The following is a 26,583-nucleotide window of genomic DNA, read 5'->3' as shown; positions in this document are numbered from 1 at the left end:
ATGCAGATGAGCTTCGAAATTATAGGAAACCGTTCGGTTACACAAAATTTTATTTTACGGTCATGGGTTCCGGTCTCGTCGCCTTAATATCTGACTTCAGTATTCTTTGCACCCGGCGGGGCATTTAGCGACAGATTTTCCGTTAATTTTAAGACATGAAACATATATCAATCCTTGTACCACAGGGTGCGCTGCTGGGCAGCATCGAAGGTCCCCGGCAGGTGTTTTCAGAAGTCAACACAATGGTGATGGGCCAGCTTGGCAAACCACCCATGTTCAAAGTTGAACTGGTGGGGCTCACGAAAGATATTCCTGTGTATGATGGCCTGTACACCATCAAAGCGGATCAACTTATTAAAGACATTCCCAAAACAGACCTCATTATCATTCCTGCACTGGAAGGCGACGTGGCGAAAGCTATAGAAAAGAACCAGGATTTCATTCCCTGGATCATTCGTCAACACAGCCAGGGAGCAGAAGTAGCCAGTTTATGTATTGGCGCTTTTCTGCTTGCATCAACAGGGCTGGTGAATGGCAGGAAAGTATCCACACACTGGATCGCAGCAGATGCTTTCCGTAAAGCCTTCCCTGAAGTGGACCTGGTGGAAGACAGGATCCTTACAGATGAGAATGGTATCTACTCCAGCGGTGGCGCCTTCTCTTATCTCAATCTGCTGCTCTATCTCATCGAGAAATATGCAGGCAGGGAGATTGCAGTTGTTTGTTCCAAAACATTCCAGATCGATATCGACAGGAACAGTCAATCGCCATTCATGATGTTCAAAGGACAAAAAACGCATGAAGACGATACCATCCATCGCGCACAGGATTTCATCGAGAAGAATGTGCAGGAGAAAATTTCTGTTGATCAACTGGCAACCATGCTGGCATTGAGCCGCCGCAACCTGGAACGCCGTTTCAAGAAAGCCACCAGCAATACTGTAGTGGAATATATTCAACGCGTTCGCGTGGAAGCCGCCAAACAAAATCTCGAATCTTCCCGGGATAACGTGAATGAAGTGATGTATAAAGTAGGCTATACCGATTCAAAAGCATTCAGGTCAACTTTCAAGCGCATTACGGGACTGTCGCCTGTTCAGTACAGGCAGAAGTACAACAGGCTAACATTGTCTGAGAACTAATTCAACTGAGTATAAACAAAGAGGATGTCTTCAATTTGGAGACATCCTCTTTTTATGTTGCGAAGTTGTATCAGGGTGTTGATAATCTCTCCTAGTTATTCTGAGACTCTGAATTGGCAACATCTTCCGGAATCGCGGACTCGTCCATGTACAGCACTTCCCATTGGTGGCCGTTGATGTCAGCAAAACTGCGGCCATACATCCAGCCATGGTCCTGCGGTTCTTTGGTAAAAGTGCCGCCGGTGGCAAGGGCCTTGTCCGCGAGTTGATCCACTTCAGCTCGACTGCCTACCGCCAACGCATAGATGCCCTGAGCAGATTTGGCGGGATCACCTACTTCTTTATTGAGAAAGCTCTGGAAGAAAGGCTCCACCAGCAGCATCGCATAGATATTCTCACCAAGAATCATGCAGGCAGCAGCTTCATTGGTGAATTGTTCATTGAAGGTGAAACCAAGATTTGCAAAGAATTCCTTTGTCTTGTTCAGGTCTTTCACCGGTAGGTTCACGAAGATTTGTTGTACCATGATTCTGTATTTTTAATTTGATAGCACAAACATACACTCTCTTTTACTCTCCCAACTTGTACGAATCCGACAAAAAGAGGGTAAAAGACGTCAGTGCTTCATTCATTATTTTTTCAGCACCAGGTCTTCTTTTGCAGCCCAGGCATTAAGGTCCTGCTTGGTGAGGGCGGCCGCCATCATATCCGGGAACTTATCAGGTGTGCAGGCAAAAACAGGCACGCCAAGGCCGGAGAAGAATTTCGCTTCACCATGATCGTAACCAGGAGCTCCGTCATCATTGAGCGCCAGCAGTACGATCACCTGCACACCAGCCCCCACCAGCTCGGCCGCACGTTTGCGCATGCCTGCAGGATCGCCGCCTTCGTACAGGTCTGTGATCAGCACCAGTACTGTATCGGAGGGCCGGGTAATGATCTGTTGACAATAGGTGAGTGCGAGGTTGATATCGGTGCCACCACCAAGCTGAACGCCAAACAGCAGTTCCACCGGGTCATTCAGCTCTTCCGTGAGATCGGCTACTGCCGTATCGAACACCACCATCTTTGTTTTGATGGCAGGGATACTTGCCATCACCGCGCCGAAGATGCCGGAATACACTACGGAAGTGCCCATGGAGCCCGACTGGTCCAGGCAGAGCACCACATCTTTCAGTGAGGATGTTTTTCTTCCATAGCCAATCCTTGTTTCCGGAATGATGGTCTTGTATTCAGGTTGATAATGTTTGAGATTCTTCTGAATGGTTGCAGGCCAGTTGATCTCGTTGTGGCGTGGCCTCCTGTTCCGGATGGATCGGTTGAGGCTTCCCGTTATAGCCTGCTGCATGGGCTGTGCCAGTTTCTTCATTAGTTCATCTACTACTTTGCGCACCACCATCCGCGCCGTGTCTTTTGTTTTTTCTGGTATCACCCTGCTGAGGGTCATAAGTGTTGCCACGAGATGAACATCGGCATCCACGTTTTCCAGCATTTCTTTTTCTGTGAGCATCTGGGTGAGGTCGAGGCGTTTGAGCGCGTCTTTCTGCATCACCTGCACCACGGTGTTCGGAAAGAAGCTGCGGATATCGCCCAGCCAGCGGCTCACATTGGGCGAGGATGCGCCGAGCCCGCCACGACGATCGCTGTCATACAATGCTTCGAGTGTTTTATCGATGCGGAGATCCTGTTGCCCCAGGCTCATACCTGTGCCATCGTTTTGGTCACCGCCGAGGATCAGTCGCCATTTGCGAAGATTGTGCTCACTCATATCATTGCGGGATTTGAATTGGATAATTGAAAAGTTTCATCACTACAGGAATGCCCTGAACAGCTCTTTCTATATCAAGCTCCGTAATGGTTTGACGGGATTTGATACCAGTGCCGCCATGTTTTGCTTTCTCGCCGAGCTTGCGTCTTTCAGGCTGCGAGAAATGAGCGAAGGTCCTTCTCAGCAAGGGCAGCACCTGCATGAATACATCTTCCGGCAATTGGTCCAGCCAACTGTTCACAACGCTCCAGAGGCCTTCATCCAATAACAGGATGGTGCCGATTCCTTTCAGAAAACCTTCCAGCCAGGCAGCAGCGGTGGCGGGCGGCAAGGCCGGGGACATCGACTGGTAAAATCTTTTCACCAGATCATCACCCTGTAATTGCCGGTAGTCCGACAATAACCGGGTGGCATAACCGCTAATCACAGGAGCGGTGGAACTGCTGCCGGCAATGAGCTTCAGGGTTTGCTGCCATTGATCCGTAAGCGCTTCATCCTGCAACAGGTTCACGGCTTCCGTCATCTTCCGGAATAGTTCCAGCAAATGTTCTGCTGCATCTTCATCCACGGAAACGCAGGCAGCGGGCAGGCTGATGCAGATCCTTGTGATCATGCTGTCTACAATGCCCATCACCAGTGTGGTGTCTGTATTGCGGACGTTGCCATAACGACTAACATTCACCAGTGCCGGGATCACTTCCATCAGTTGTACCACATCATCGCTGGTGGCTGCCAGGTTATTGATGCCATTGATCAGGGCTTCTACAGCTGCGGGAAGATTGGCCGGGATCGATTTTTCCAGCAGTGAACAAACAACACGCAATTCATCGGACATTGCTGCTTCCTGCATCACGAATTTTGCGGCTGCTTCTTCAACGGTATTGCCCCAGGTTCCTTTTTCGATGATATCGATACTGAATGCCGGGTCCCATTGCAGCGTCCACAATTCCTTGAAGGTTCCTTTTCCGGAAACGGAGGATTGATTTCCCCATTTCAATTTTAGTAACCTGAGCCTGTGAAGAAAGATGCTTCGTTGCAGGTCAGTTTCTTTGCGGAGATCGAGTGTATATTCTTTCTGTTCTGCAGTTGCAGGCAGTCTGAGTTTTTTCTGTAAGCGCTCGATATCGAGCTGAAGCGGTGGCTTAGGAATTTCGGTGGGCACATTGCCGATGCGATCTGAAATGATGAGTTGATCATTCACGAGTGAAAGCAGGATGTTCTCACCCATGCAAAGCACGCTGAGCGTGGCCTCATTCAATTCTTCCAATCCGGCTTTGGGCAGATTACGGAGCGCAGCGAGCGATTGCGAAAGCCGCACGGCTTCCATCACATGCGCCACGGATGTGTCCATCTGTTGCTCCCTGAAAAGCTTTGCCACACGGGCCATCCAGCGGGTGCCATCGTCATGCGGATGATGCCAGATATGTTCATACCATCCCGGGCTCCGGATCCCGGCGCCATAACCAGAAGCAAAGCTGAGACGGTTATAGGTCCAGGGGATCCAGGTGCATTCCACTTTTACTTTTGGCAATCCTTTGAGCAGGTCAATGTCTTCTTTTGCTTTCGGCATATCCTTCAATGCCGGTGCGTGCCAGGCACCGCAGATCACTGCGATATTTCCGAACATCTCTTTTTCAGCCTGCCGGATCACTTTGCGCATATGCGCTTCGCGCAGTTGTTCCATGTTGTCGTCCGCATTGGGATATGCTTCGCGAAGCGCTCCCATCATTTCCTCTACCGCTTCAAAGATCGCGCTGGTATCTTTCCTGTATTCCACCATATGCTCCCACCATTTCTCACCGTCATCATAACCGGCTGCAAGCGCCAGCTCATGGATAGGGTCACGGCGGAGATTTTTGGGATCGATGGATTCAGTGAATTCTTCTCCGGTTGGGGATAATGGTTGTTGTGCTTCATCCTGATCGGAATTCAGCTGACTGGTATTATCTGCATCATCGGCAGGCGCTGGTGTGGTGGCTTCTTTTGCAGCATCCAAGGCAAATTTGTGCGAAATGGGCAGGTCAATGAAACGAACATGGATATTGTTCTTCCTTGCATATTGAATCGCCTGCCACTCGGGAGAGAATTCAGCGAAGGGATAGAACACCGCCTGCTGCGGGTTCTCCGGTTGAAAGCAGAGGATGGCTACAGGTAGCACCAATTCTTTGTCCGTGACCCATTGCAGAATGCCATCGGCTTCCGGCGGGCCTTCCACCAGCACAATATCCGGTTTGATCTGCTCCAGGAATTGTTTCACATTCCTTGCCGAGCCCGGACCATGATGTCTTATTCCAAGAATATGAATGGCCATTTGAATTGCTTGAGTTGATCAAAACCATTAAGCGCCGAGATCGCGGCAGGCGCGATAAATATCTTTCCAGTCGTCTCTTGTTTTGAGCACTGTTTCCAGGTATTCGTTCCATACGATCCTGTCCTGCACGGGATCTTTCACCACAGCACCGATAATGCCTGCTGCAAGATCATGGGCTTTCAGCTGACCATCTCCGAAGTAGGCAGCCATGCTGAGACCATTGTTCACTACAGAGATGGCTTCAGCGGTGCTGAGTGTGCCGGAAGGCATTTTCACTTTAGTTTTTCCATCGAGCGTAAGACCACTGCGGAGTTCTCTGAAGATGGTAACGATGCGGCGGATCTCCTGCAATGCCGGTGGTTCCGCAGGCAACTGCATCACTTTCTCGAAACTTTCCACTCTTCTTTTCACAATATCGATCTCCTCTTCCATGGAATCAGGCACTGGAAGGATTACGGTATTGAAGCGCCGCTTGAGGGCCGAGCTGAGCTCGTTCACGCCTTTGTCGCGGTTGTTGGCAGTAGCGATGATATTGAATCCCTGCACGGCCTGCACTTCGATATTGAGCTCAGGCACGGGCAATGTTTTTTCAGAAAGGATCGTGATCAAAGCATCCTGCACATCGGCTCCGATCCTCGTCAGCTCTTCGATGCGCGCGATCTTTCCATCCTTCATGGCACGCATGATGGGTGTTTCCACCAACGCCTTTTCTGTTGGGCCTTCTGATAAGAGTCTTGCATAGTTCCAACCGTAGCGGATCGCTTCTTCGCCAGTACCTGCCGTTCCCTGAACAATCAGCGTGGAGTTGCCAGAGATCGCCGCGGCAAGATGCTCACTCACCCAGCTCTTGGCAGTTCCGGGCAATCCGTACAAAAGCAGAGCGCGGTCTGTAGTGAGGGTAGCAACAGCAATTTCCATCAGTCGTTTGTTGCCGATGTATTTGGGAGAAACTTCAAATCCATTTTTCAATTTTCCACCAACAAGATAAGTGACTACAGCCCGGGGGCTCAATACCCAGTTGACGGGCTTCTGATCACCGTCCTGCTTCTTCAGTTCTTCCAGCTCCTGTGCAAATAAATTTTCTGCATGCTGACGTAAGATGGTTGACATATGGTTTGTTTTATGCGTTGAATGCCTGAATGATTTCTTTTTTGTATTCCAGGATGCGTCTGAGAAAATGTGAAGTGTTCTGCCACATAGTCCCTTTGTAATCTTCTTGTGGTCGAATGCTGCTCAACATTCCGGTTACTTCATCCGGGATGAGCATTACATGTTTCAGCAGCATGTTCTTTTGGTAACGGTAAGGGTTAGTGGCAAACTGGGTCAGCACCTTCATGGCTAATGGCAAACTCCAGGTTTTTTCACTTTGAAATGCCATATCTGTCATTTCATCCGGGAGTTTTTCAAAATACTGCAACATGTACTCTTCTCTTTTCTGCTGCGGGATCAGTGGCAACACTTCCGTGTACACTATTGCAGCATTCGTGAAAAGCAGTTCGCCCCAGCGCTTGTCTTTATTCGCAACTGCAGAGAGCACCAGGGCAGGGATCATTTTCTTTCCAAGCTCATCTGCCTGGAACAGCTCAATGATCTTTTCACCCGGTTGCTGAAGATATTGTTCCCAGAATGCTGGCTGTACGGCTTTGATCAGTTGATAGTAGATCCATTCTTCATTGGAATAGCCTGGTTGGCCAGACTTTGATTCCAGCGCCAGTTCGGTTATTTCCTGTTTTATGGAGTCAGTGGGCGCATATTGCAGTTTGAGCCTGCTGCTCATTCCCAGCAAGGTTTTTTCTTTTTGCAATATGACGAGCTTCTTTAGCGTGTTCTCATATTTTTTTATGATGCTGCTGGATGGGATCAGCAACATCAAACGAACTGCTTCTGCTTTTACTTTTTTACTTTTTTCTGTGAATTGTAATTCGAGAAAAGGCAAATCTGTTTCGCTGATATTTTCATCCAGCAATTCCAGGAAGCCCTGCCTGGTTCCTGCATCTTCCTGCGGCCATACGGCCTGCAACATAGTGATGGCCTGTTGCGGATTACTTGCCCGTTGTTCACGCAGTACCTGTTTCCTTTGTTCAGGCGTACCGGTTTGCCAGGCATCATCCACGGTTTGATTGGCTGAAAATTTCCAGGCGGGATTGAAGCGGCTCAACCATTCGCCTCTTTTCCCACAGCAGGCAGCAACCAGTGGTTGCCATTTTTTATTGTATAGGGCCTGCTCCAGCATGGCTGGAATTAAGGAAGGATGTATGAGTTGTTGTTTTTCTGCACAGCGGATCAGCCAGTAATGAATAAGTGTATCCAGATCTTCGCCCACTATATCCTTTAACACCTGCATAGCCTGGATACTGCACCAGGACAGGGTTTCCACCGGCGCCACTTCTGCGGCTATTCCCGGATCAGGCAGAGCGGAAACACCGCTCTGCCGGAAATTCATCAGCAGTGCAGCCAGTTGCAGGAACTGCTCCTCCTTACTGATGGATTTGTTTTCGATGATCATGCCTGCGGCTCCGGACAACTCATCGGGAAGTCCTGCAGCACTGAGCGGACTTTTATCCGTGCCCATCATGGCAGCGGTCACTATTTGATTCCAATGCTCCATGTACTGATTTATAGAATGATGTATTCTCCGTTATTCCAGATCCCTACTACTTTGTATTTATCTTCTTTACCGAGCAGGGCTGCATCCAGCGGTGTGCCGCCGCTGATGGATAATAATTTCCAGATATAGCGATGTGATTCCTTCAACAGCATGATTTCACCATTGGAATCTTGCAGCCACCACTCGTCTTTATGCCGGACTGGTTTGAGTTGCCGTACAAGGTATGGTCTCTCGGAACGGAAAGGGAGTAGGGCAAAAGCAGTTGTTTCCGCTATTGCTACTTCCTTCCAGTTGTTCAATCCCTGGTATGTTTTGTGGGAACTGGTGCTGTTCTGTTGTTTGATAAGCGCCCGCATTGATAATACTGAAGGGTAGAACACCAGTTCTGCATTTACGAACATGCCGGGCGTGAGTATTGATTGAGCTAATTGCCCGCGTGCAATGAACTGCAATATCAGCGCATATTGATTGGTGTTGGTTCCATAGAGCCAGCATCTTTCAGTGGTGATATTATCACGTTCTGTAGACTGTTTGGCCAGTACCAGCCAATCGTCTGTAATACCTGGCTGTTCTTTCAACTCTTCCTGTTTCTGCGTGAAACCGATACCAGTTCGGATATCCTGCAACAGTGTGGGGTCCTGAGTTTCGCTGTTCCTGTATCCTTCAATGAGAAGGTAGAGTTGCAGAAGCTGGTCCATAAAACCGGACTGCCATCCTTCGGAGTAGAAAGGACTATCACTGAGATTACGAACCTGGTTGGCGAGCCCGGATGCCTGGGCATCTACCATCCTTTTAGCCATTTGCTCAAACCAGGCTGCGCCTTTTTCAGGCATGCTGATGATTCCATTCCGGATGATATCGCTGATCCATAAGCGAAGATCCTCTATTCCATCATTCACTTTTTGTTCACGGGCCTGGAGGCGTTTGGTCTGAGCTGCTTCATCAACGGGTTTATCCTTTTTCTCCGTTTGTTTTTCCTGTTTTTCTTCCCGTTTAGATAACCAGGAGCTTACCCATTCAGGTTCATCGGTTACTGTAAAGGAAGATGATTGACGTGCGTAATGCAGTAATAATCCGAGGCCATGTTTGCAGGGAAATTTCCTGCTGGGGCAACTGCACTTGAAAGCGATATTGGCGAGGTCTACCTGCGTTTGGTAAGGTTTGCTGCCGCTGCCCTGGCATTCGCCCCAGAGGGCTCTGTCATTTGCGCCCTTGCTTACCCATTTAGAGGGATTGGCAAGCTCCTTGCCCGATTTCACGGAACCTGCATCAGGAGCAAGGTTCAGGATCTGTTCTTCAGTCAGGTTAAGGCTCAAGGTCAACTATTGAGAAATGATTAATGGAAAAATGTACAGGCTGTAATTTATGGAGTTTTCAATTATCAAAGCTGTCTGCTGAGAAACCTTTTTGTAAATGATTTATTAGAGGATTACAGATTAAAAAACCGGCAGTAATTAATAACTGCCGGTTTAAAAGCTGATCTTATTTGATCAATGTCCGGATACTGAAATGTATTCTGGCAGCACTATCTCCACCAACCATACATTATTGGCTGACAGATAAAATTCATATCCGGCTTTCGTCATTTCTGATGCATTCACTTCCAGTACTACCGGTTTCCCATGCCTGCTGCCAACAGCGATGGCGGTTTCTTTCAATGCGGTGAGGTGCACATGCTGGCGGTTTTGTTTCAACAGCCCATCCTGGAGGATGGCTTCGAGGAACCTCACTGCTGTACCATGATACAAAATATCAGGAGGCGTTACCGGTTCCAGTCCGAGGTCTACATCAATGCTATGTCCCTGGCTGGCGCGAATCCTGGACTGGTCCTCATTGAAAGCAAATCGCTTTTTATCGTTGGTGTCTACTATTTGGCGGATGATTGCCTTATCAACACCCGCGCCCTTTTCATTCATTTTTTCGATCAGTTCATCTACTGCTGCCCAACCCTGTTCATCCAGGTGCAGTCCGATCGTTTCCGGTTTATGCCTAAGCACCAGGCTCATGAATTTGCTGATCTGTTTCAGATTCTTTTCCACTTGTTCTAATTTTTACTTCGCATATTGAACAGCTTTTGCGACAATTCATCGATATCTGCTGTTCCAGCGATTTCATTTTTCCATTTTTCCGGAATATTGCCGATTCCGTAATAAAGTCCTGCCAGTCCTCCTGTGATAGCGCCCGTCGTATCAGTATCATTGCCGAGGTTGACGGCTTTCAGGACGGCATCTTTATAATTGTCCGTTGTCATAAAGCTCCATACAGATGCAAAGAGGGTATGCAATACATAACCGGATGAGATAATTTTTTCAGGAGGGCAGGTATTGATATCATCGGAAAAAGTTCCCGGAGGCTGATTATGCGTTTTGAATCCTTCAAAATCCGCCACCGGATTCAGTTCCATGAATGAGCGGGGCTTGAATTCTGCGGGCACGCCGAGTGCATCACCGATGGCCACGCCAAACAAAGCACCTTTTACTTGTTCAATTGTCATATGATTCTTTTTGCAAACCGCTTCCTGAACGGTTCGATCACCGCCTCCTTATTCGTCTTCACAGCAAACACCACCCGTCTGAACTGCCCTTTGTATTTGCCGGCTAATGCTTCTTCAAATAGCCTTGCAATCTCTTCCGGCTCATTACGGAACACGCCGCATCCCCAGGCGCCGAGGATCAAAACCTCATGTTCGTAATGCACGCAAAGCGCCAGTAGTTTATCTATCCGTGTTTCCATTGCAGGCAGGATCATATTCAGACTACTCCTTTCATTGTCCGCCACCGCTCCGGCATTGACTGCCGCGGAGGTAATCACAGAAGTACAAATAATCTCTTCCAGTAATTCGCCTTCTTCATCCTTGATCAAGGGTACTTTCGGGGAATAGATCATATGATCTGAATACAGCAGGGTAGTATTCTTATTGCGATGATAGTTGTAATATTCCGGGGCTTTCTGCAGACAGGGATATAAGCCCGATGCCCGCGCAATACATTCTTCCTGCGCCAGCGCACCTCCAAGAAATCCACCGCCGGGATTTTTTGCAGAAGCGAAATTGAGGCTTAGCGGATCCGTTTCTCCTTCGTACACCAATCTTCTGGCTGCATCGCAGGTAGTCTCATTCATCACTTCAAACTGCGTTTCAATACGGGCTGCCGGAATATTTTCAGCAAGGAGCGACAGTTCATCCGGGGTAAACAATCTTGTGTTGGTCACGGCAAATTGAAGGGGAATACTCAGATCAACCTTATTGCCTGCTTTATTGAGATATGAGCCAGCTTCCAGGATCTCCAGTGTATGGTTCGCGATTGCCACGCGTTGTTGTTGGTTCATTTTTTCATTTTTTGCAACAATCTATTTCAATGCTGCTCTTGAACGGACAGCTTCAAAGTTGTTGGTGTTAGTCAATTCACCATTTTCAAAAACAGTGAGGAGTTTGTCTTCAAATGCAGGTTCTGATTCCTGGCGTACTGTTTGGTATTGATCATTTTTCCGGATCAGTTTCAACTTTCCTGCTTTCGATTTTTTGAATGATTGTACCAGTTGTCCATGGGAATCCAGCTCCACAGGGCTTTTCTGAACATCTACAGGTTTTCCGCTCACTTCTGCATAGCTGCATTTGAAAGCGAATTTCTGTGTATCCCTGTCCACTTTTTGCAAGAGGGCGCCTCCCATTCCGAGTACCAGGTTCTCGGCACTGATACCATTCACCTTGAGTGCGCCATAGATGAACCGTATCATATCGATATTCACGCCATCGCCCTGCAACACACGCACCTGGGGAGGTAATACTTTGTAGCCTTTGTCGTTGATAGTGTAACCGAATTTATTCATCAGTATGGCGAATACTTTCAGCAGCGTAAAAACAGGGTCACCGGAATCAGGACGGATCACCAGCACACCGTCGCGGCTCAATATCATTTCTTTCAACTCTTCGCCCCAGTACTCGCTGCATGCCCTGAAAATATCAAATGAATCAGACACACAGGCTACGATCCCGGTGGGAAAAGACTTTAGCACATGCCTGAACACTTCCAGTTCCCCTTCTTCTCCCAGTAATGTACAAACGGAGTGCTCGGTAGCAGGAACGGAAACGCCGTATACTTGTTGAGCTTCATAATAATTCTTTGCGAGTACACTTCCGATGATGGTATCGCTGCCGCGAAAGTTGAGCAGGTGTGCAGATCCGCCAAGGCCAGCGCTCTCCACGGAGCTAACGCCCCGGAAACCGAAATCGTTCAGAACAAAGTCAATTCCAGCTTGCGCAGCGGAAGAAGCAGTATCCTTATAATAGGAGTCTACGATCTTCCTGATCTCCCTGCTCAGGGTAGCTACCGTACTGGGGTACCAAACCTGCATGAGTAATGTTTCCAGGAAATTACTGAGCCAGAAACAATCAGGATCTGTGTTCTCGATAGTCATCATCACATTGTTCACAGGAATCACTGATCCTTCGGGAACCGCTTTGATCCGGACCGGCAGGCGCCCTCCGTATTTGTTGAGGATCTGATCGAATTTGCTGCGATCGAACACATCATTCCTTCCGAATACCTGTGGCAAAAAGGCTGCGGCTTCATCGATCTTCTCTTTTGTGATCACTGCACCTTCGAGATAGTGCTTGAGAAAATACTGCAGGCCGTAAAAAACAGTTTCGTTGAATTGTCCGCCACGGCTTTCCATATAAGAGTAAATGGTGGAAGTACCGGGATAATACAGTTTATGGTGGGAATATTTGTAAGCGTCTGCGAGTAGCAAAATGTTTTCATTCGTTTTCATAACATCAGTTTAAAGGTTTATTTATTTAGCAGCAGATCGATCAGCACATGGTGTTCGGGAGTGATCTTGTTTTGTTCCTTCATGGTTCGCAGCTCGCTGAGCGGGAACCAGGAAAGCGCTGCGAGATCATCAGATGCTTTTGGGGTGCCGAATATGAATTTCGTTTTGAAAAAGAGACTGATAATTTTATCTGTTTCATTTTTATAGCGCCAGTCGTTGATGCGGGCGGATCCGATGTATTGCATGCCCTGCACTTCGATATCGCCACATTCCTCCGATAACTCCCGGCGGGCCGCTATTTCAAAACTCTCGTCCTCAGGATCTGAAAATCCTCCGGGGAAGCGCCATTCAGCGGCATTGGGTTTCTTTCCCAACAGCACTTCTCTGGTTGCTTCATTGATCACAGCAATATCCACGGTAGCATAAACTTGGGGATAGGTGGTATGATATGCATAGTTGATGCCTAACCGAAAATCAGCGGAGTCGAGCACTTTGTCCGCATTCTCATCCCTGATCACTGTGGCGGAATGATCACCGAACTCTGGCAACGCCTGAACAGGCAATGTGCCTGAGTAGTATGGGATGAAACTGCCACGGCTTCCATAGAGCATGAACATTTCCATGGGAAAGGCTGAGACCAGAAGTTTATCCAGTTGCTGGCTCCAAACTGTATCGGAAGAGTTGTCGCTGAGTGGCAGCACAACCAGCTCCTGAGCATATTGTTTGAGTAATTTTTCGCGGGTATAAAAATCGAAGGGATTGCGACGACTTCCCTTCACAGGAGAAACGCCGAGCACTACCACCACTTTGTTGTGTTTGGATTTGATCTCATCAATGAGGTATTTGTGTCCTTCATGGAGATAGGGTGTCTGGAACCTTGCTACGATTACGCCTGTCGTTTTCATTTTGCGTTATTTATACGCAAATTTAGAAAGGATTTTGATTCGAGCAAATTTATTTTGCGTTAAATGAACGCAAAATAAGATCGAAATCAGGTTGATCGCACCTCCCGGTGAGTTGCTTTTGTTATATCGCCGGAGGCGACACAGTCTGGTGCAGCACCCGGCTTGTTCGCCGGAGGCGAACAGTATTGGTCACTCCCGGAGGCGGGCAACTGGCGGCACACAACGGAACCCATCAGCACTCCACGTACGCCGTGAGTCTTGTTTTTCCTGCCTGTAGATGTTTACATTAGATCTCGAAATGGATCCCTTCTCTTTCTAATTGCTGGTAACGTTTCTTATTGAACTGGTACATCTTGCTGGGACGGCCCTTTCCTTCTGGTTTGGCGTATTCATTGGTTTCATCTAAAATGCCGAGGGCCAGCATTTTTTTGGAGAAATTCCTTCTGTCGATATCCCTTCCTAAAAGTGCGATGTACAATTTTTCAAGATCTGCAAAGGGGAATTTTTTGTCAAGCAGTTCAAAGCCGATTGGCTGGTAGCGGATCTTGGTACGGATCCTCTCGATAGCTGTATCGAGAATAGCTTTATGATCGAAGGCCAGTGGCGGCAGTTCCCTGAAATTGAACCATTGCGCATTCTCTGCATCGGTACTGGCTTTCAATTGCTGGAACAAACTGCTTTTCACCAATGCCATGTAAGCGATGGAAATGATCCGTTGCCTCGGATCGCGATTGGGCGCTCCGAACGTATACAGCTGTTCCAGATAATTCACTTCAATGCCTGTTTCTTCACGCAACTCCCTTCTCACCGCATCTTCCAGCGTTTCATCCGGTAACAGGAATCCACCCGGGATAGCCCAGGCATTTTTGAACGGAGGATATTTCCGCTGGATCAGCAGAATAGAAACACCTTCCTGCTTGGAGTAACCGAAAACGATGGCATCCACCGCAACTTTAATATCAGAACCGGACCTGGTCATATCGGCTGCAATATACCGAATCCACTATCTTTATTGCAAATTGTTCCCATGTACCTGCTCATTCCCGGACGCCATCAATTGTTGACGAAGTTTCAGTTCAAATACCTTCAGGATATCATCAGCAAAGGCCTGCAGAGTTTTACGGATGTCTTTGGCAAACCGGTGGAAAAAAATGAAAAAATAGACGCAGTGCTGTTTGCAGTTACTTCGTCCAACCATTCCAATACACGCCGGAACCCGCTGCCATTCTATCTCAGGGCCATTTCCATCGAAGCATTTGGCAATGATCTCGGCATCCCCACATATATATACGGCATCGATGATGTAGGCAATCTTCCCAACTTCGCCGACTATACCATCAAACGCATCAAACATGAAAGTGAAGGACAAATCGATTGTACTCCCGAAAACACCGTGGTAGTTTGTTCCACCAATGTGCTGAACATGTACCATCATCTCGGTTTCACTATTCTGCCGGCAGAGCTGGACAATATCGAAACATGGCATCATCATATGGCTATGCCCTGGGATGTGGTGGAAAAAATTTCCACAAGCGAGAACTGGCAACAGGAACCTTTCGTGCAGGAATACATGCACCCTGCCTCATTCAACGTGTGGCAGAAATACAGGATCGCAGAAAAAGTGCAGCTGCTTTTCCGCGATGCCATGATCAGCAATGATGGCGACCTCACTGAAACCCGCGACTACAACGTGTATGTACGCCAGATGGATGATATTGCAGAAATGAAATACCAGGACACTGCCAATTTCATTCAGCCTGGCCGTATCGGCGATATTGGTTGTGCAGTAGGGAGCTGGATCAAACTCGCCTGTAAAGATGAACGATTCAGGGAATCCGATTTCTATGGTATCGAAGTATCACGTTATCTCTATGAACTTTGTCAGCAGCGGAAGATCAATGGAGAATTCAATAATCCATTTGTCTTCTTTTCCAAGAAAAACGCCGTGACCGGACTCGCCTTCGATCGCAGCTCCATGAACACGATCCATACAAGCAGCCTCACACATGAAATAGAATCTTATGGCAGCCGTCAGGACCTGCTCCAGTTCATTCGCAACCGCTTTGAGGAACTTGTACATGGCGGCGTTTGGATCAACCGCGATGTGGTGGCGCCTTACAACAAACACCAGGAAGTATATCTCTGGTTGAATGATGAAGATGGCAGCAACGCTGATCCGCATCGCATCCTGGAAAGCAAATCCTCTTTATCGGAATACCTGCAGCAATTGTCTACCTATGCACGCTTCCTTCGCTTCGCAAAGGATTTCAGGAAACAGGAAGGCTATAAGCTGTCTTATGCAGAAACAATTTTTGAACAGAAAAGATATATCCGTCTTTCTCTTGGAGATGCTGCCGAATTCCTCAGCCGCAAGGACTATACGGATAACTGGCAGAGTGAAATGCACGAAACCTTCTGCTTCTGGGATTTCGACGAATGGAAAAATGAAATGCAAAATGCTGGTTTCAAGATCCACCCATCGTCGGTAGCATTCACCAATGACTGGATCGTGGAAAACAGGTGGGTTGGCAAGACAGCCCTTTTCACTGTAAAGAACAATCAGTTGGTACCTGAGCCCTGGCCGGTCACCACCATGTTCCTGATCGGAGTGAAACCGTAAAGTCCTTTATGTAATCATCCGGAAACCCGCATCTGGTATACCGGAGCGCTGAGCGTTCTGTACAATCAGATACGATGAAAAGACTCATTCTTGTTTTATGTTTTATTCCAATGCTGGCAGGCTGTTATTTCAAAGCCACAAAATTTCCCGGGAACTCAAAGCTGCCGGCCGGGTTTTATCGCGGCGGTAACGGATGGGATCTCCTCTTCCTGAAGATCAGCAACGACAGCGCTTATGCAGATTTCATCCATATGGAAAAATTCCCCCGCGAACTCCATTCAGATACGCTCCTGTATCATCCATCCACTCAATCCTGGAAAAGTAAAAAAGGAGAATTATCGCAGCAGGGCAAATACTATTCCATCAAAAGCAGTTATACCTGCAATACCTGTACGATGCCCGTGGAAGTGAAGATCCACCACAAGATCATTGCAGATAAAAAACTCACACAGTCGAAAATAGACACCTACAAAAACTATGCATATGTGAATATGCAACATCATTTCTATGTAATGAAGGATACGGTGAACAGGCGTAAAGTGCACTATTATCAACTCAAAGAGAAACATCTGTTTTTCGACAGTCTTGAACTGATGTCTCATGAAGAGCTGCTGGCAGCTTATGAAAAGTTTCGCGCTCTATTACGATAAGGATAGCCGTAAAAAAAGAGAAGCCTTTCGAGGGGCTTCTCTTTTCTATTGTGGAAAAATGGAATTAAATATTGATCGCTCCGCGGCCTGATGAGATCAGGTAGGCATCTTTCAACGCTTCGGAGAAAGTTGGGTGAGCGTAAGAGATCTTGCAGAGCTCATTATCGGTAAGTTCAAACTCCATAGCCAGTACAGCCTGCGCAATCAGGTCAGCAGCTCTCGCGCCAATGATATGAACACCCAATACTTCGCCATATTTGGGATCGCTGAGTACTTTTACAAATCCATCAGTATCGTCTGATGCGCGTGCACGGCCGCTTGCCATGAAGGGGAATTTTCCTTTACGGTACTCGATCCCTTCAGCTTTCAGTTGTTCTTCGGTGTAACCAACTCCTGCAACTTCAGGCCAGGTGTACACTACACCAGGAATGCGGAGGTAATTGATCTTATGCGGTTTTCCGGCAATGCCATCAACTACGGCCACGCCTTCGTCCTCTGCTTTGTGCGCCAGCATGGGGCCGCGGACCACATCGCCAATGGCATAGATATTTTCAACTGCTGTCTGCAATTGATCGTTCACTACCACCAGTCCTTTCTCTACCTGCACTTTCGTGTTCTCCAGTCCCAGTCCTGTAGTGTAAGCGCGGCGGCCTACTGCAACCAGGCAATAATCGGCATTGATCTCCTGTTCGTTCTTGTTCGCGTCAGCAAATTTCACTTTCACGCCGGAACCTGTGTTCTCTGCGGATTTCACCGGAGAATTCACCAGCACATTGATGCCGCCTTTTGTGAGGAGCTTCTGCAACTCCTTGCCAAGTTCCTTGTCCATTGTTGGGATCAGGCTGTCAGCATACTCGATGATGGTGATCTTTGTGCCAATACGATGATAGGCTGAAGCCAGTTCCACACCAATTACTCCTCCGCCGATGATCACCATTTCCTTCGGCTGTTCCTTCAGGTAAAGCGCTTCAGTGGATGTGATGATTCGTTCTTTGTCGATATTCACGCCGGGGATGGAAGATGGTTTGGAACCGGTGGCGATGATGAAGTATTTGCTGGTCACCGATTTCGGTTGTTCTGAACCGTTGGTGATATTGATTTTGGTATTGTCAACAAAACTGGCCACGCCTGTCAGTACCTGGATCTTGTTTTTTCTCATCAGGAAGTTCAGGCCGTCGTTATTCTGTTTCACCACATTCCTGTTCCTTTCTGTGAGCTGGGGGAAATTGACTTTCGCACCGCTCACCTCTATGCCCTGCTTACCTACTTTGTGGTTGATGATGTCAAAATTTTCCGAGCTGTCCAGCATCGCTTTCGAAGGGATACACCCCACGTTGGTACAGGTACCTCCGAGAACGGGATATTTTTCAACTATCGCTGTTTTAAATCCAAGCTGTGAGGCCCTGATAGCAGCTGTATAGCCGCCGGGGCCTGATCCGATTACCACAAGGTCAAAATCTGTTGCCATAAAAAATGATGATTATTGGATAAAAATGTTCAAAAAGGTACTGAATTATTGCCACCCGGTAAAAAACTTCCAACCGTTAAGTAAAAGTTAAGCCGGTCAGGCCCTGACAATTGATGGGAATTATTCAACAACTCATGAGAAAATTGAAGGCGGACTCCTCCTCATCCATCAATTTTGGGATGTCAACAAACACGTACCATGACTTACACATTGATCACAGGAGCAGGCTCGGGATTAGGCAGGGCGTTTGCCGTGGAGTGCGCGAGGAGAAGGAAGAATCTTGTTTTGTTCTCCCTGCCTGGCAGCAATCTTGAAAGCCTGGCCGCTGAACTGAAAACCGAATACGGCATTAAAGTGCAGTGCTATGAATTTGATCTGAGAGACACTGATGCATTGCAGTTATATGCCAGTACTGTTACGGATCAATTCAATATCGATTTCCTGATCAGCAATGCCGGCATCGGCGGAACTTCCGCTCTCACAGACACACCACTGGAGAGGATCGACGATATCATTCAACTCAACGTGAGAAGCACTTCATTACTGACTCGACTGTTGATACCGCACCTGCTCAAACAACCCAGCAGTTATATCCTGAACGTGAGCAGCATGGCAGCTTTCACACCTATCGCCTATAAAACAGTCTACCCTGCTTCCAAAGCATTCATCTCTTCTTTTTCACTTGGATTGCGGGAAGAGTTCGCAGGAACCGGATTATCAGTCAGCGTGCTCTATCCCGGTCCGATCATGACCAACAGCAATACCAGCAGACGCATCATTCACCAGGGAATGAAGGGGAAGATGGGATTGCTATCCACTTCAGATATCGCACGCATAGCCGTGAAAAAAACATTATCACGATATCCCGTGATCATTCCCGGTATGATGAACAAACTCAACCAATTCCTGATGTGGTTCCTTCCACTGGGATTCAGGTTAAGACTGGTATCCAAAGAAGTAAAAAAAGAAATGCAGTGGTCTGCCACCTGATTTTATGAAAAGAAAGAAAGTACTGATAACCGGAGCGAATGGATTTCTCGGCGCCAACCTCGCCAGGCAACTTTGTCGCATACAATATGATGTGCGGGTCTTAGTGAGAATGAATGCCAATCTTACCGGCATCACTGATGTGCCCTGCGAGATCTGGTATGGGAATATCGATAATAAAAAAGATGTGCTGGATGCAGTGATCGGCTGCGATATTGTGATCCATTCTGCTGCCATTACAGATCAATGGGGCATCGGGTTTGAAACCTACGAACGCATCAACTTCACCGGCACACAATATATCTGCGAAGCATGCCTGGAAAAGAACATTTCCAAACTCATCTTTGTAAGCACAGCCAATACCATGGGCCCCGGCACAAAAGAAAAGCCAGGCACAGAGCTGAACGGTTTTACACTTTTCCATGCAGGATCAGGATATATCAACAGCAAATACCTGGCGCAGCAATACGTGCTGGAACAGGTACAGAAAAAGCAGCTCCCTGCTGTAATTGTGAATCCTACCTTTATGATAGGGCCTGAAGACAGGAAGCCCAGTTCCGGTAAACTGTTATTGTACGGGCTGAATAAAAAGATCCTGTTCTATCCACCCGGAGGCAAGAACTTCGTATATATAGAGGATGTGTGCAATGGCATCATCAATGCCATCGATATGGGCAGAACCGGCGAATGTTATTTGCTGGCCGGACATAATCTCAGCTACGGCGAATTCTTCCGGATGGTGAATAAGCTGGCAGATGAACCGAAATGGATGTTCAGAATTCCTGTTTTTGCTTTGAAAGCCGCCGGTATCATCGGAAGCATCCGGCAAAGACTAACAGGCAAAAATGGAAAACTGAACTATGCCAATGCCTATATGCTTTGCCTGAACAATTATTATTCGTCCAGGAAAGCGCAGCGGGAATTGATGTTGCCTGTAACCCCCATGGTGGTAGCCGTTAGTCATACACTCGACTGGTTCAGAAAAAACAATTATTGCTGATGAGAAAGAAAGTAATGAAGGATGATTCCGGAGATTTTGCCGGAAGTGAAAAAATGTTCAACAGTAAAGCACTTCGATATGGAGGAAGGATACTGATCCTGTACCTCTTCAGCAATATTTTCAAATCCTTCGATCTTTCCTTTATTGAGGACATCGGTATTTTTTCCGTACGCTCGAACATGTTCAGTCTCGCGTATGTACTGTACGGATTACTGGCCTGGGGCGGCGCCTCCTGGCTGGCAAGCCGCCTGGAACGTACAATGCACGGCTATCCCGCAGGAAAGCGGATCCTCACACTCTCCGCAGTACTGCTCCTTTATGGAGGATTGATCTCACTGGGTTTCGGATTTGTTTATGCCGGCGCAGATATTCTCCTTTTTAACAGGTACGAAGCCTGGCTCAGTTTCACTTCACTGAGCTATAATATGATCGTGGGGATCTTCATGTTCTACCTGATCATCATTACCTTCAATGGTTTCATCTTTTATTACAAGAGCTGGAAAGAATACCAGATCAAGGCCGAAAGACTGATGCGTGAAAATATCCAGGCCAAATACGATGCGCTGAAGAACCAGATCGACCCACATTTCTTTTTCAACTCACTCAGTGTGCTCACCAATCTCGTTTACAAAGATCCCGACCTGGCCGCTGATTATATCACACAGCTCGCCAACACTTTTCGTTATATCCTCGATAAGAAACTCGACAACCTGGTGCCTGTACAAACGGAACTCAACTTCCTGCAGTCTTATTTGTTCCTGATCGGGATCCGCCGGCAGGGCAGTATCATTTTCCAGGAACAGATCGATGATCATTCAAGGATCAATGGACAAGTGCCACCTGCCACACTGCAAATGCTGGTGGAGAATGCCATCAAGCACAACCGCTTTTCAGCCAGTGAACCCCTGGAAGTGACCATCAGGAGTGAAGACGGATTCCTGTTTGTGAGCAATACCATCCGCAAAAAAATAACGCCTGAATATTCACACGGCATCGGGCTGGAGAATATTCAGAAAAGATATGAACTGGTCTGCGGCCGGTCCATTGATGTGGATGCAGGCGAAGAGAAATTCGTAGTGAAAATTCCCATAATTTTCAATCATGAAAGTGATCATATTTGAGGACGAACATCATAATGCGGAACGACTGACCCAGCTGCTTGGAAAATGCGATCCCACCATTATCGTGGAAGCAGTGGTGGAATCCGTTGCTGATGGCCGCAAATGGTTTGCCGGTGCGCATGATATAGATCTCATGCTGATGGACATTCAATTGTCGGACGGCAACTGCTTCGAGCTTTTCACCGGCCCGAATGTGAGCACGCCCATCATCTTCACTACCGCTTATGATAATTTTGCCTTGCAGGCATTCAAGGTCAACAGTGTTGATTACCTGGTAAAGCCAATAGAGTTATCAGCGCTCGACAATGCCCTGAAGAAATTCAGGCTGTTCCGGCCGGTCAGTCAACAGGTTGATATCAATAAACTGGCCGAGGCATTTTTCAAAAGGGATACCACCCGTTTCATCAGCAGGCTCAATAACCAACTGATCTATATCAAAGCGAAAGATATTGCCTGGCTGCACTCCGCCCGGGGGCTCACTGTGGCCACTACTTTAAGCAAACAGGAATATCCACTGGATTATTCACTGGACCAGGTGGAAAATCTCCTCGACAAAAATTCCTTTTTCCGCGTGAACCGTCAGTTCATCATTCACATCGATGCCATAAAAAAAATGACAGCCTACTATAATAGCAGGCTGTTGGTTCAGTTGAATCCGCCTGCACCCGATGATGTGATCATCAGCAGGGAGCGTGTAGCCGATTTCAAGAACTGGTTGGAAGGGAAGGTCTGAGAACTATTTCAATAATTTTTTCAATGTTGGATATCCAACGGTTGGTTACAGAATTTGTAACGGTGCCTTCATGGGCAATCTTTACAAATCCTGTAAACCCGGTTGTATCGAAAGACGGGATCCGATCCAACTGTTCCGCTGGCAAAGAGTACGGATTGGAGTGCTATCACACATGGAATAATCAAAGCCCTGACCTGAGTTTATCATCGGTTGTTCAATTGCATAAATTGCGTAATGCATAGGTTACTCAAATATATTTTATATGAACATTATTTTTCATAGACGAACTACGAAATAGCTATAGAGGAATTACTACACTGAAGTACTTACAACATGATAGGGATGGGGGTATGGAAAGGCGCATTCGCCTTGAGATAGCTCTCTTCAAATGCCGGCAAATCAAATAGTACAAGGCCGGTATCTTCTGTTTTGGATTCACTATTTCTAAGAAAACCAAAATCGGAAATGATCGGTCTGACAGTTAGCCCGATTGCTGTTAGATCAGCTCGCATCCCAATAGCAATATTGCCTGAAAGGATTTCTCCGGTAATGCAACATCCTCTTCTAATGATGTTGAACGAAGAATTGATTTGAAAATTTGCTTTATAGAGGTGATGCCAGGAATACCCACAACGGCATTGCCGGGCTTGTTTTGTTCTGGCCAGTTGATTGAAAATAGTAAAACGCCCGGAGAACAAGAAACCGCCCTTCAACAAGGCGGTTTCTATAAATCGGGTATCAGATCTCTGTGAATTTGATGGTTACCACAGGTCTGGTTTGCGTCACTTTTTTAAGATAGGGTTGATATGCCAGAAGATCTGAAGCGTCTTTATAAGCGAAATCAAATTCCTGGATATAACCATGCGGAAAATCACCGGACCTGTTCAACAATTCGCTGAACTGTTCCCTGTACTGTTTCCTTTGCTTTTCCTTCAGTACAGTTTTCCAATATTTCATTGCATCGAAACGGCTCAAGCGCCTGCCTGCCCCATGCGCACAGGAATGTAATGCCGCAGCCGCTTCCTGGCCATTAGCCGCCTGCACCAGCAAGCTGCCTCTTGACATAGAAAATGGCACAACCACTGTTTTTGAAGCCATCAATTCTGTACTGCCTTTCCTGTGCAGAATTTCATTTCCGTTGAACCGGATATGATTGTGGATGGAATCCTCCAGGCGATAAGGCGTTCCATATAACTTGCCATTATCCGGTAACTGGTTGTAACGCGCAAGCAGGTAATCTTTCCGGATCGCTTGTTTATCCGCCGTCACATAATTCGCGTTTTGAAGAAAGATCAGGGTTTTAATACAAAAATCCTTCCTTCGTTCATAACCGAACTGCAATGTGGCATTGTAATAACTGATGAACTCCTGTTGCAGGAAATCCTTGTGCACATATTCCACCTGCCGGCCTGATTCCCTGGAATAATCCCGGGTCAGTTGCAGGCATTGCTGATAAAGCGCAATGCCTCTGTCGCGCGTGCCGGTATGACAAATAATGTACACTGCATTATCATCCTCTTCGATACTGAGGAAATGATTGCCGCCACCAAGACCATCATCCGTCATTTTCTGATGCGTAAATTCAAGCGCACGGAAATGTTCATTTTTATCGAAAGGCTTTATCCAGTTTTCCTTTCCGATCCTGAGATACATCACACCACATCCTATGTCTTTTCCGGTGATCAGCGGATATACGTGATCGTTTGTTTTAAATGCTACGCCCACTGGCAGGGCTTTTTCAGCGCAATAATGTATATCGGTAAAAGCACGGATAGCCGTGATATGTTCCCGTTTCGCATACTGCTGTAATTGATCCATGGCATTTTGCTCGATGCCATCAGGATCACAATAGAACCCAATAGGTACCATGTTCTTTAATTTTACTATAAAAAAGATTAGTTCGGGGCCTCTGGTAGGAACATCTGGCCCAACAAGATGTCAGCAGCCGAAAGTATTCGGGACTGCAAAGATAGAAGGAAGTTTGATTTCACGCAAACGAAAAGGCCACCCGGAAACCGGATGGCCTTATTGGGCTGGTAATTGTTTGCTTATCTGGAGATCTTCACCAATTTCAGCACTTCGCTATGCTGACCCTGTTTCACCTGCAGGAAGTACATACCCGGCGCATAATTGGAGCCGATGTAGAACATTCCATTAGCAGGCAGGTTAGATCTGGTCTCGATCACTTTACCTGTCATATCCGTCACTTTGTAACTGATCGGTTGTGACGATGTACTTACCGTGATCACATGGAACTGGTTAGGTGTCGGATTTGGAAGAGCCTTCACCACCAGGAGTGTTTCAGGGAAAGGATTATCCGGAAGTTTCGGCACTTTCACCTGCAACTGACGTTGGCTGGTATTGCCGGTACTATCGGTGGCAGTAATGGTGATCATATATACGCGTCCGTTACTGAAGAGACCGCGCTCTGCACGTAACTGAACCATATGATTGTTCACTATTACCCAGTCAGGCGCAGTATTTCCATAAGCGCCGCCGGTTACTGGTTCGCTGCTGGTTACAGTCAAGGAGGTAGTAACGCCCGAGCAATTGTCAGCAACATCATAATCGATAGCTACATTTCTCATTTGCTGTGTTGCAGGCCAGAGCTGGGTTTCGCTTGCCATTGCATTGCTGATCACAGGTGCGATGCTGTCTTTCACCAACACATCAAACTGGCAGCTCGTTCCATTATTCGCTTCATCCTTTGCTTCTAGTGAAACCACCAGGTTATTCATTCCATTCACCACAGTGCCCGCTGCCGGAACCTGCGTTATGGTGATGTCTGGAGTAACAGGCGTACCATTCACCAACGCAAGGCTTGTGTAATCCGGAACTACGATATTGCAATTGGCATCGGTGTAAATGGTTTGGGCTTCCGGACAGGAGATCGCCGGAGGCAGGTTAGATGCCTTGTTGGATACGGCACTCTCATTATGAAAACGGTCCAGGGAAGTGATGGCATAATAATAGGTTGTTGCCTCTTCTCCCGTGGTATCGGTATAACCTGGAACATCGGTATTGGTGATAGCGATGATATTGGCTGGATTGGTGGTATCCACTTCGGCTATTGTGGAACGATAGACTACAAATCTTTTCGCTTTGTCCAGTTCACTGGTTGCGATGGATTGCTGCCAGCGAAGTACAACCGAATCCGTTCTGAACTTCAATACCTGTAAAGATGATGGAGATGCAGGAGCAATATCATCCCTCCACGGCATTCTGGGAAGCAATGCGGGGTACAGATAAAAATCCAGCCGCAGCGAATCCCTGAAACTCAGTTTGGTGGCGCTTCTCAGGCTGCTGGTATTGTAGATGGCCTGACCGGCAACGTTGGGATGCTGCCTGTTCAGTCGCATTTCATTGGGGATCATGCTGGGGTTGGCCCAGTTGACGCCCTGTGCGGGATCATTCACTTTGTAGCCCGCCATGCCGATATAGATATGACGACCATTCGCCTGGTTATTCCACCAGGGAACAATGGCTGCATAGTTGGCGCCTGGCTGTCCGATATACCAGTATACCTGTGGTGCGATATAATCAACCCATCCTTCCTGTAACCATTTTTTGGTATCGGCGAAAAGAGTTGTGTAGTGTTCGAGGCCACTGGTGGGCGTTCCGATCTCCGGATTGGTACTGTTGCGATAGATACCCGAAGGCGATACACCAAATTTCACCCAGGGTTTGAGTGTTTTTATGGTGTCGTACACTTTTTGGATGAGCAGGTTCACATTATCACGGCGCCAGTCGCCACGAACAGTGAAGCCCCGCGGATCGAGTGCAAAAGAAGCATCATCATTGTAAGGCGTAGTGCCGGCCGGAGCTGCTGGCGGATAAAAATAATCGTCGAAGTGAATACCATCTACATCATAACGGTCTACAATATCCGCGATCACACTAAGAATGTATTCACGAACAGCTTGCAGGCCAGGATCCAGCACACGAAGCGTACCCTGACTGAGCAACCATTCAGGATGTTGTTTGGCAACATGGTTGGCGGCAAAGCCCGGGAGGTTGTTGCTGTTGCCTACTGCGCGATAGGGATTGATCCATGCGTGGAATTCAATTCCGCGTTTATGGCATTCCTCGATCATGAACTGCATGGGGTCCCATGGCGTTGAAGGCGCATTACCCTGTGTGCCGGTAAGATCGGCAGACCAGGGTTCGATTGAACTTGGATACATGGCATCACATTGGCTGCGCACCTGGATATACAGCGTGTTCATGCCCGTTGCTTTGTGATGTTCCAGAATGGTGAGGAAAGCGGCCCGCTGCTGTGCAGGCGTTTGAGTGCGGTTTGGCCAGTCAATGTTAGAATAGGTAGCGATCCAGGCACCGCGCATCTCGCGTTTGGGCGACTGCGCGTTAACCAGGATGCTCACACTAAGGAATAGAAGACTTAGTAGAGTTTTTCTCATAAGCGTCGATTTGCAGGTTTATGCCTAAAATACTGCAAATACGCGCGGGTTTACTGGTTGTGGAAAAGAAAAAAACCGGCAG

23 protein-coding genes are annotated in these 26,583 nt (G+C 47.4%); 7 read left to right on the top strand and 16 right to left on the bottom strand.

The annotated features are described in order from the left end of the window. The first annotated feature begins 155 nt into the window (after positions 1 to 155). Entirely contained in the window at positions 156 to 1,142 is a 987-nt protein-coding gene (locus FSB84_RS08495; RefSeq protein WP_130541967.1) for a GlxA family transcriptional regulator, read from the top strand. 91 nt (positions 1,143 to 1,233) lie between these two features. Here FSB84_RS08495 and FSB84_RS08490 read toward each other — a convergent pair whose 3' ends face one another. The 12 genes from FSB84_RS08490 to FSB84_RS08435 all read right to left on the bottom strand — a co-directional run bounded on the left by FSB84_RS08490 (position 1,234) and on the right by FSB84_RS08435 (position 14,483). Continuing rightward, positions 1,234 to 1,668: a VOC family protein gene (locus FSB84_RS08490; RefSeq protein WP_130541968.1), complete on the bottom strand. Its 435-nt coding sequence runs from the start codon at positions 1,666 to 1,668 to the stop codon at positions 1,234 to 1,236. 105 nt (positions 1,669 to 1,773) lie between these two features. Continuing rightward, positions 1,774 to 2,910: a VWA domain-containing protein gene (locus FSB84_RS08485; RefSeq protein WP_130541969.1), complete on the bottom strand. Its 1,137-nt coding sequence runs from the start codon at positions 2,908 to 2,910 to the stop codon at positions 1,774 to 1,776. A 1-nt stretch (position 2,911) separates the two neighbouring features. After that, on the bottom strand, positions 2,912 to 5,221 hold the full coding sequence (locus FSB84_RS08480; RefSeq protein ID WP_130541970.1) for a DUF5682 family protein: 2,310 nt from the start codon (positions 5,219 to 5,221) through the stop codon (positions 2,912 to 2,914). 27 nt (positions 5,222 to 5,248) lie between these two features. Further along, entirely contained in the window at positions 5,249 to 6,331 is a 1,083-nt protein-coding gene (locus FSB84_RS08475; protein ID WP_130541971.1) for an ATP-binding protein, read from the bottom strand. Between the two features lie 10 nt (positions 6,332 to 6,341). Continuing rightward, complete coding sequence (locus FSB84_RS08470; protein WP_130541972.1) at positions 6,342 to 7,829, bottom strand: DUF5691 domain-containing protein; 1,488 nt, start codon at positions 7,827 to 7,829, stop codon at positions 6,342 to 6,344. 8 nt (positions 7,830 to 7,837) lie between these two features. Beyond that, positions 7,838 to 9,145 (bottom strand): SWIM zinc finger family protein, encoded by a 1,308-nt coding sequence (locus tag FSB84_RS08465; RefSeq protein ID WP_130541973.1) that lies wholly within the window; start codon positions 9,143 to 9,145, stop codon positions 7,838 to 7,840. 174 nt (positions 9,146 to 9,319) lie between these two features. Further along, the gene (locus FSB84_RS08460) at positions 9,320 to 9,868 is read right to left on the bottom strand and encodes an RNA 2'-phosphotransferase (protein ID WP_130541974.1); all 549 of its coding nucleotides are present in this window, start codon (positions 9,866 to 9,868) and stop codon (positions 9,320 to 9,322) included. Between the two features lie 5 nt (positions 9,869 to 9,873). Then, positions 9,874 to 10,323, bottom strand: coding sequence for an ADP-ribosylglycohydrolase family protein (locus FSB84_RS08455; RefSeq protein WP_130541975.1), 450 nt, complete (start codon positions 10,321 to 10,323; stop codon positions 9,874 to 9,876). Then, entirely contained in the window at positions 10,320 to 11,156 is an 837-nt protein-coding gene (locus tag FSB84_RS08450) for a TIGR02452 family protein (protein ID WP_130541976.1), read from the bottom strand. Before FSB84_RS08450 ends, FSB84_RS08455 begins: the two co-directional genes overlap by 4 nt. A gap of 21 nt (positions 11,157 to 11,177) precedes the next feature. Next, the gene (locus FSB84_RS08445; protein ID WP_130541977.1) at positions 11,178 to 12,599 is read right to left on the bottom strand and encodes a nicotinate phosphoribosyltransferase; all 1,422 of its coding nucleotides are present in this window, start codon (positions 12,597 to 12,599) and stop codon (positions 11,178 to 11,180) included. Positions 12,600 to 12,616: 17 nt separating this feature from the next. Continuing rightward, positions 12,617 to 13,504 carry an NUDIX domain-containing protein gene (locus FSB84_RS08440; protein ID WP_130541978.1) on the bottom strand — a complete coding sequence of 296 codons (888 nt, stop codon included), beginning with the start codon at positions 13,502 to 13,504 and terminating at the stop codon, positions 12,617 to 12,619. Positions 13,505 to 13,790: 286 nt separating this feature from the next. Beyond that, positions 13,791 to 14,483 (bottom strand): NUDIX hydrolase, encoded by a 693-nt coding sequence (locus FSB84_RS08435; protein WP_130541979.1) that lies wholly within the window; start codon positions 14,481 to 14,483, stop codon positions 13,791 to 13,793. A gap of 48 nt (positions 14,484 to 14,531) precedes the next feature. Here FSB84_RS08435 and FSB84_RS08430 point away from each other — a divergent pair, with 48 nt between their 5' ends. Together FSB84_RS08430 and FSB84_RS08425 are read left to right on the top strand one after the other, a co-directional pair. Continuing rightward, positions 14,532 to 16,124: a class I SAM-dependent methyltransferase gene (locus FSB84_RS08430; RefSeq protein WP_130541980.1), complete on the top strand. Its 1,593-nt coding sequence runs from the start codon at positions 14,532 to 14,534 to the stop codon at positions 16,122 to 16,124. A 74-nt stretch (positions 16,125 to 16,198) separates the two neighbouring features. Next, positions 16,199 to 16,774: a hypothetical protein gene (locus tag FSB84_RS08425; protein WP_130541981.1), complete on the top strand. Its 576-nt coding sequence runs from the start codon at positions 16,199 to 16,201 to the stop codon at positions 16,772 to 16,774. A gap of 64 nt (positions 16,775 to 16,838) precedes the next feature. Here FSB84_RS08425 and lpdA read toward each other — a convergent pair whose 3' ends face one another. Beyond that, complete coding sequence (lpdA, locus tag FSB84_RS08420) at positions 16,839 to 18,242, bottom strand: dihydrolipoyl dehydrogenase (protein ID WP_130541982.1); 1,404 nt, start codon at positions 18,240 to 18,242, stop codon at positions 16,839 to 16,841. A 198-nt stretch (positions 18,243 to 18,440) separates the two neighbouring features. Here lpdA and FSB84_RS08415 point away from each other — a divergent pair, with 198 nt between their 5' ends. From FSB84_RS08415 to FSB84_RS08400, 4 genes are read left to right on the top strand one after another with little or no spacing between them, the layout of a single operon-like run. After that, positions 18,441 to 19,232 (top strand): SDR family NAD(P)-dependent oxidoreductase, encoded by a 792-nt coding sequence (locus FSB84_RS08415; protein WP_130541983.1) that lies wholly within the window; start codon positions 18,441 to 18,443, stop codon positions 19,230 to 19,232. 4 nt (positions 19,233 to 19,236) lie between these two features. Next, entirely contained in the window at positions 19,237 to 20,229 is a 993-nt protein-coding gene (locus tag FSB84_RS08410; RefSeq protein ID WP_130541984.1) for an NAD-dependent epimerase/dehydratase family protein, read from the top strand. Beyond that, positions 20,229 to 21,350, top strand: a complete 1,122-nt coding sequence (locus tag FSB84_RS08405) for a sensor histidine kinase (RefSeq protein ID WP_130541985.1) — start codon at positions 20,229 to 20,231, stop codon at positions 21,348 to 21,350. Before FSB84_RS08410 ends, FSB84_RS08405 begins: the two co-directional genes overlap by 1 nt. Further along, a complete protein-coding gene (locus FSB84_RS08400; protein ID WP_130541986.1) occupies positions 21,331 to 22,083 on the top strand; it encodes a LytR/AlgR family response regulator transcription factor in 753 nt (250 codons plus the stop codon). Before FSB84_RS08405 ends, FSB84_RS08400 begins: the two co-directional genes overlap by 20 nt. A gap of 326 nt (positions 22,084 to 22,409) precedes the next feature. On the opposite strand, the gene FSB84_RS08395 is transcribed toward FSB84_RS08400, so the two are convergent. The 3 genes from FSB84_RS08395 to FSB84_RS08385 form a co-directional block, all read right to left on the bottom strand. Next, entirely contained in the window at positions 22,410 to 22,796 is a 387-nt protein-coding gene (locus FSB84_RS08395) for a hypothetical protein (RefSeq protein WP_130541987.1), read from the bottom strand. Positions 22,797 to 22,821: 25 nt separating this feature from the next. Next, positions 22,822 to 23,952 (bottom strand): RtcB family protein, encoded by a 1,131-nt coding sequence (locus tag FSB84_RS08390; RefSeq protein ID WP_130541988.1) that lies wholly within the window; start codon positions 23,950 to 23,952, stop codon positions 22,822 to 22,824. Positions 23,953 to 24,131: 179 nt separating this feature from the next. After that, positions 24,132 to 26,501: a family 10 glycosylhydrolase gene (locus tag FSB84_RS08385; RefSeq protein ID WP_130541989.1), complete on the bottom strand. Its 2,370-nt coding sequence runs from the start codon at positions 26,499 to 26,501 to the stop codon at positions 24,132 to 24,134. Positions 26,502 to 26,583 lie beyond the last annotated feature (82 nt).

The organism is Pseudobacter ginsenosidimutans, assembly GCF_007970185.1.
Taxonomy (GTDB): domain Bacteria; phylum Bacteroidota; class Bacteroidia; order Chitinophagales; family Chitinophagaceae; genus Pseudobacter; species Pseudobacter ginsenosidimutans.
Note: the sequence above shows the minus strand (reverse complement) of the source record. Positions and strands in the feature narration are given on the sequence as shown.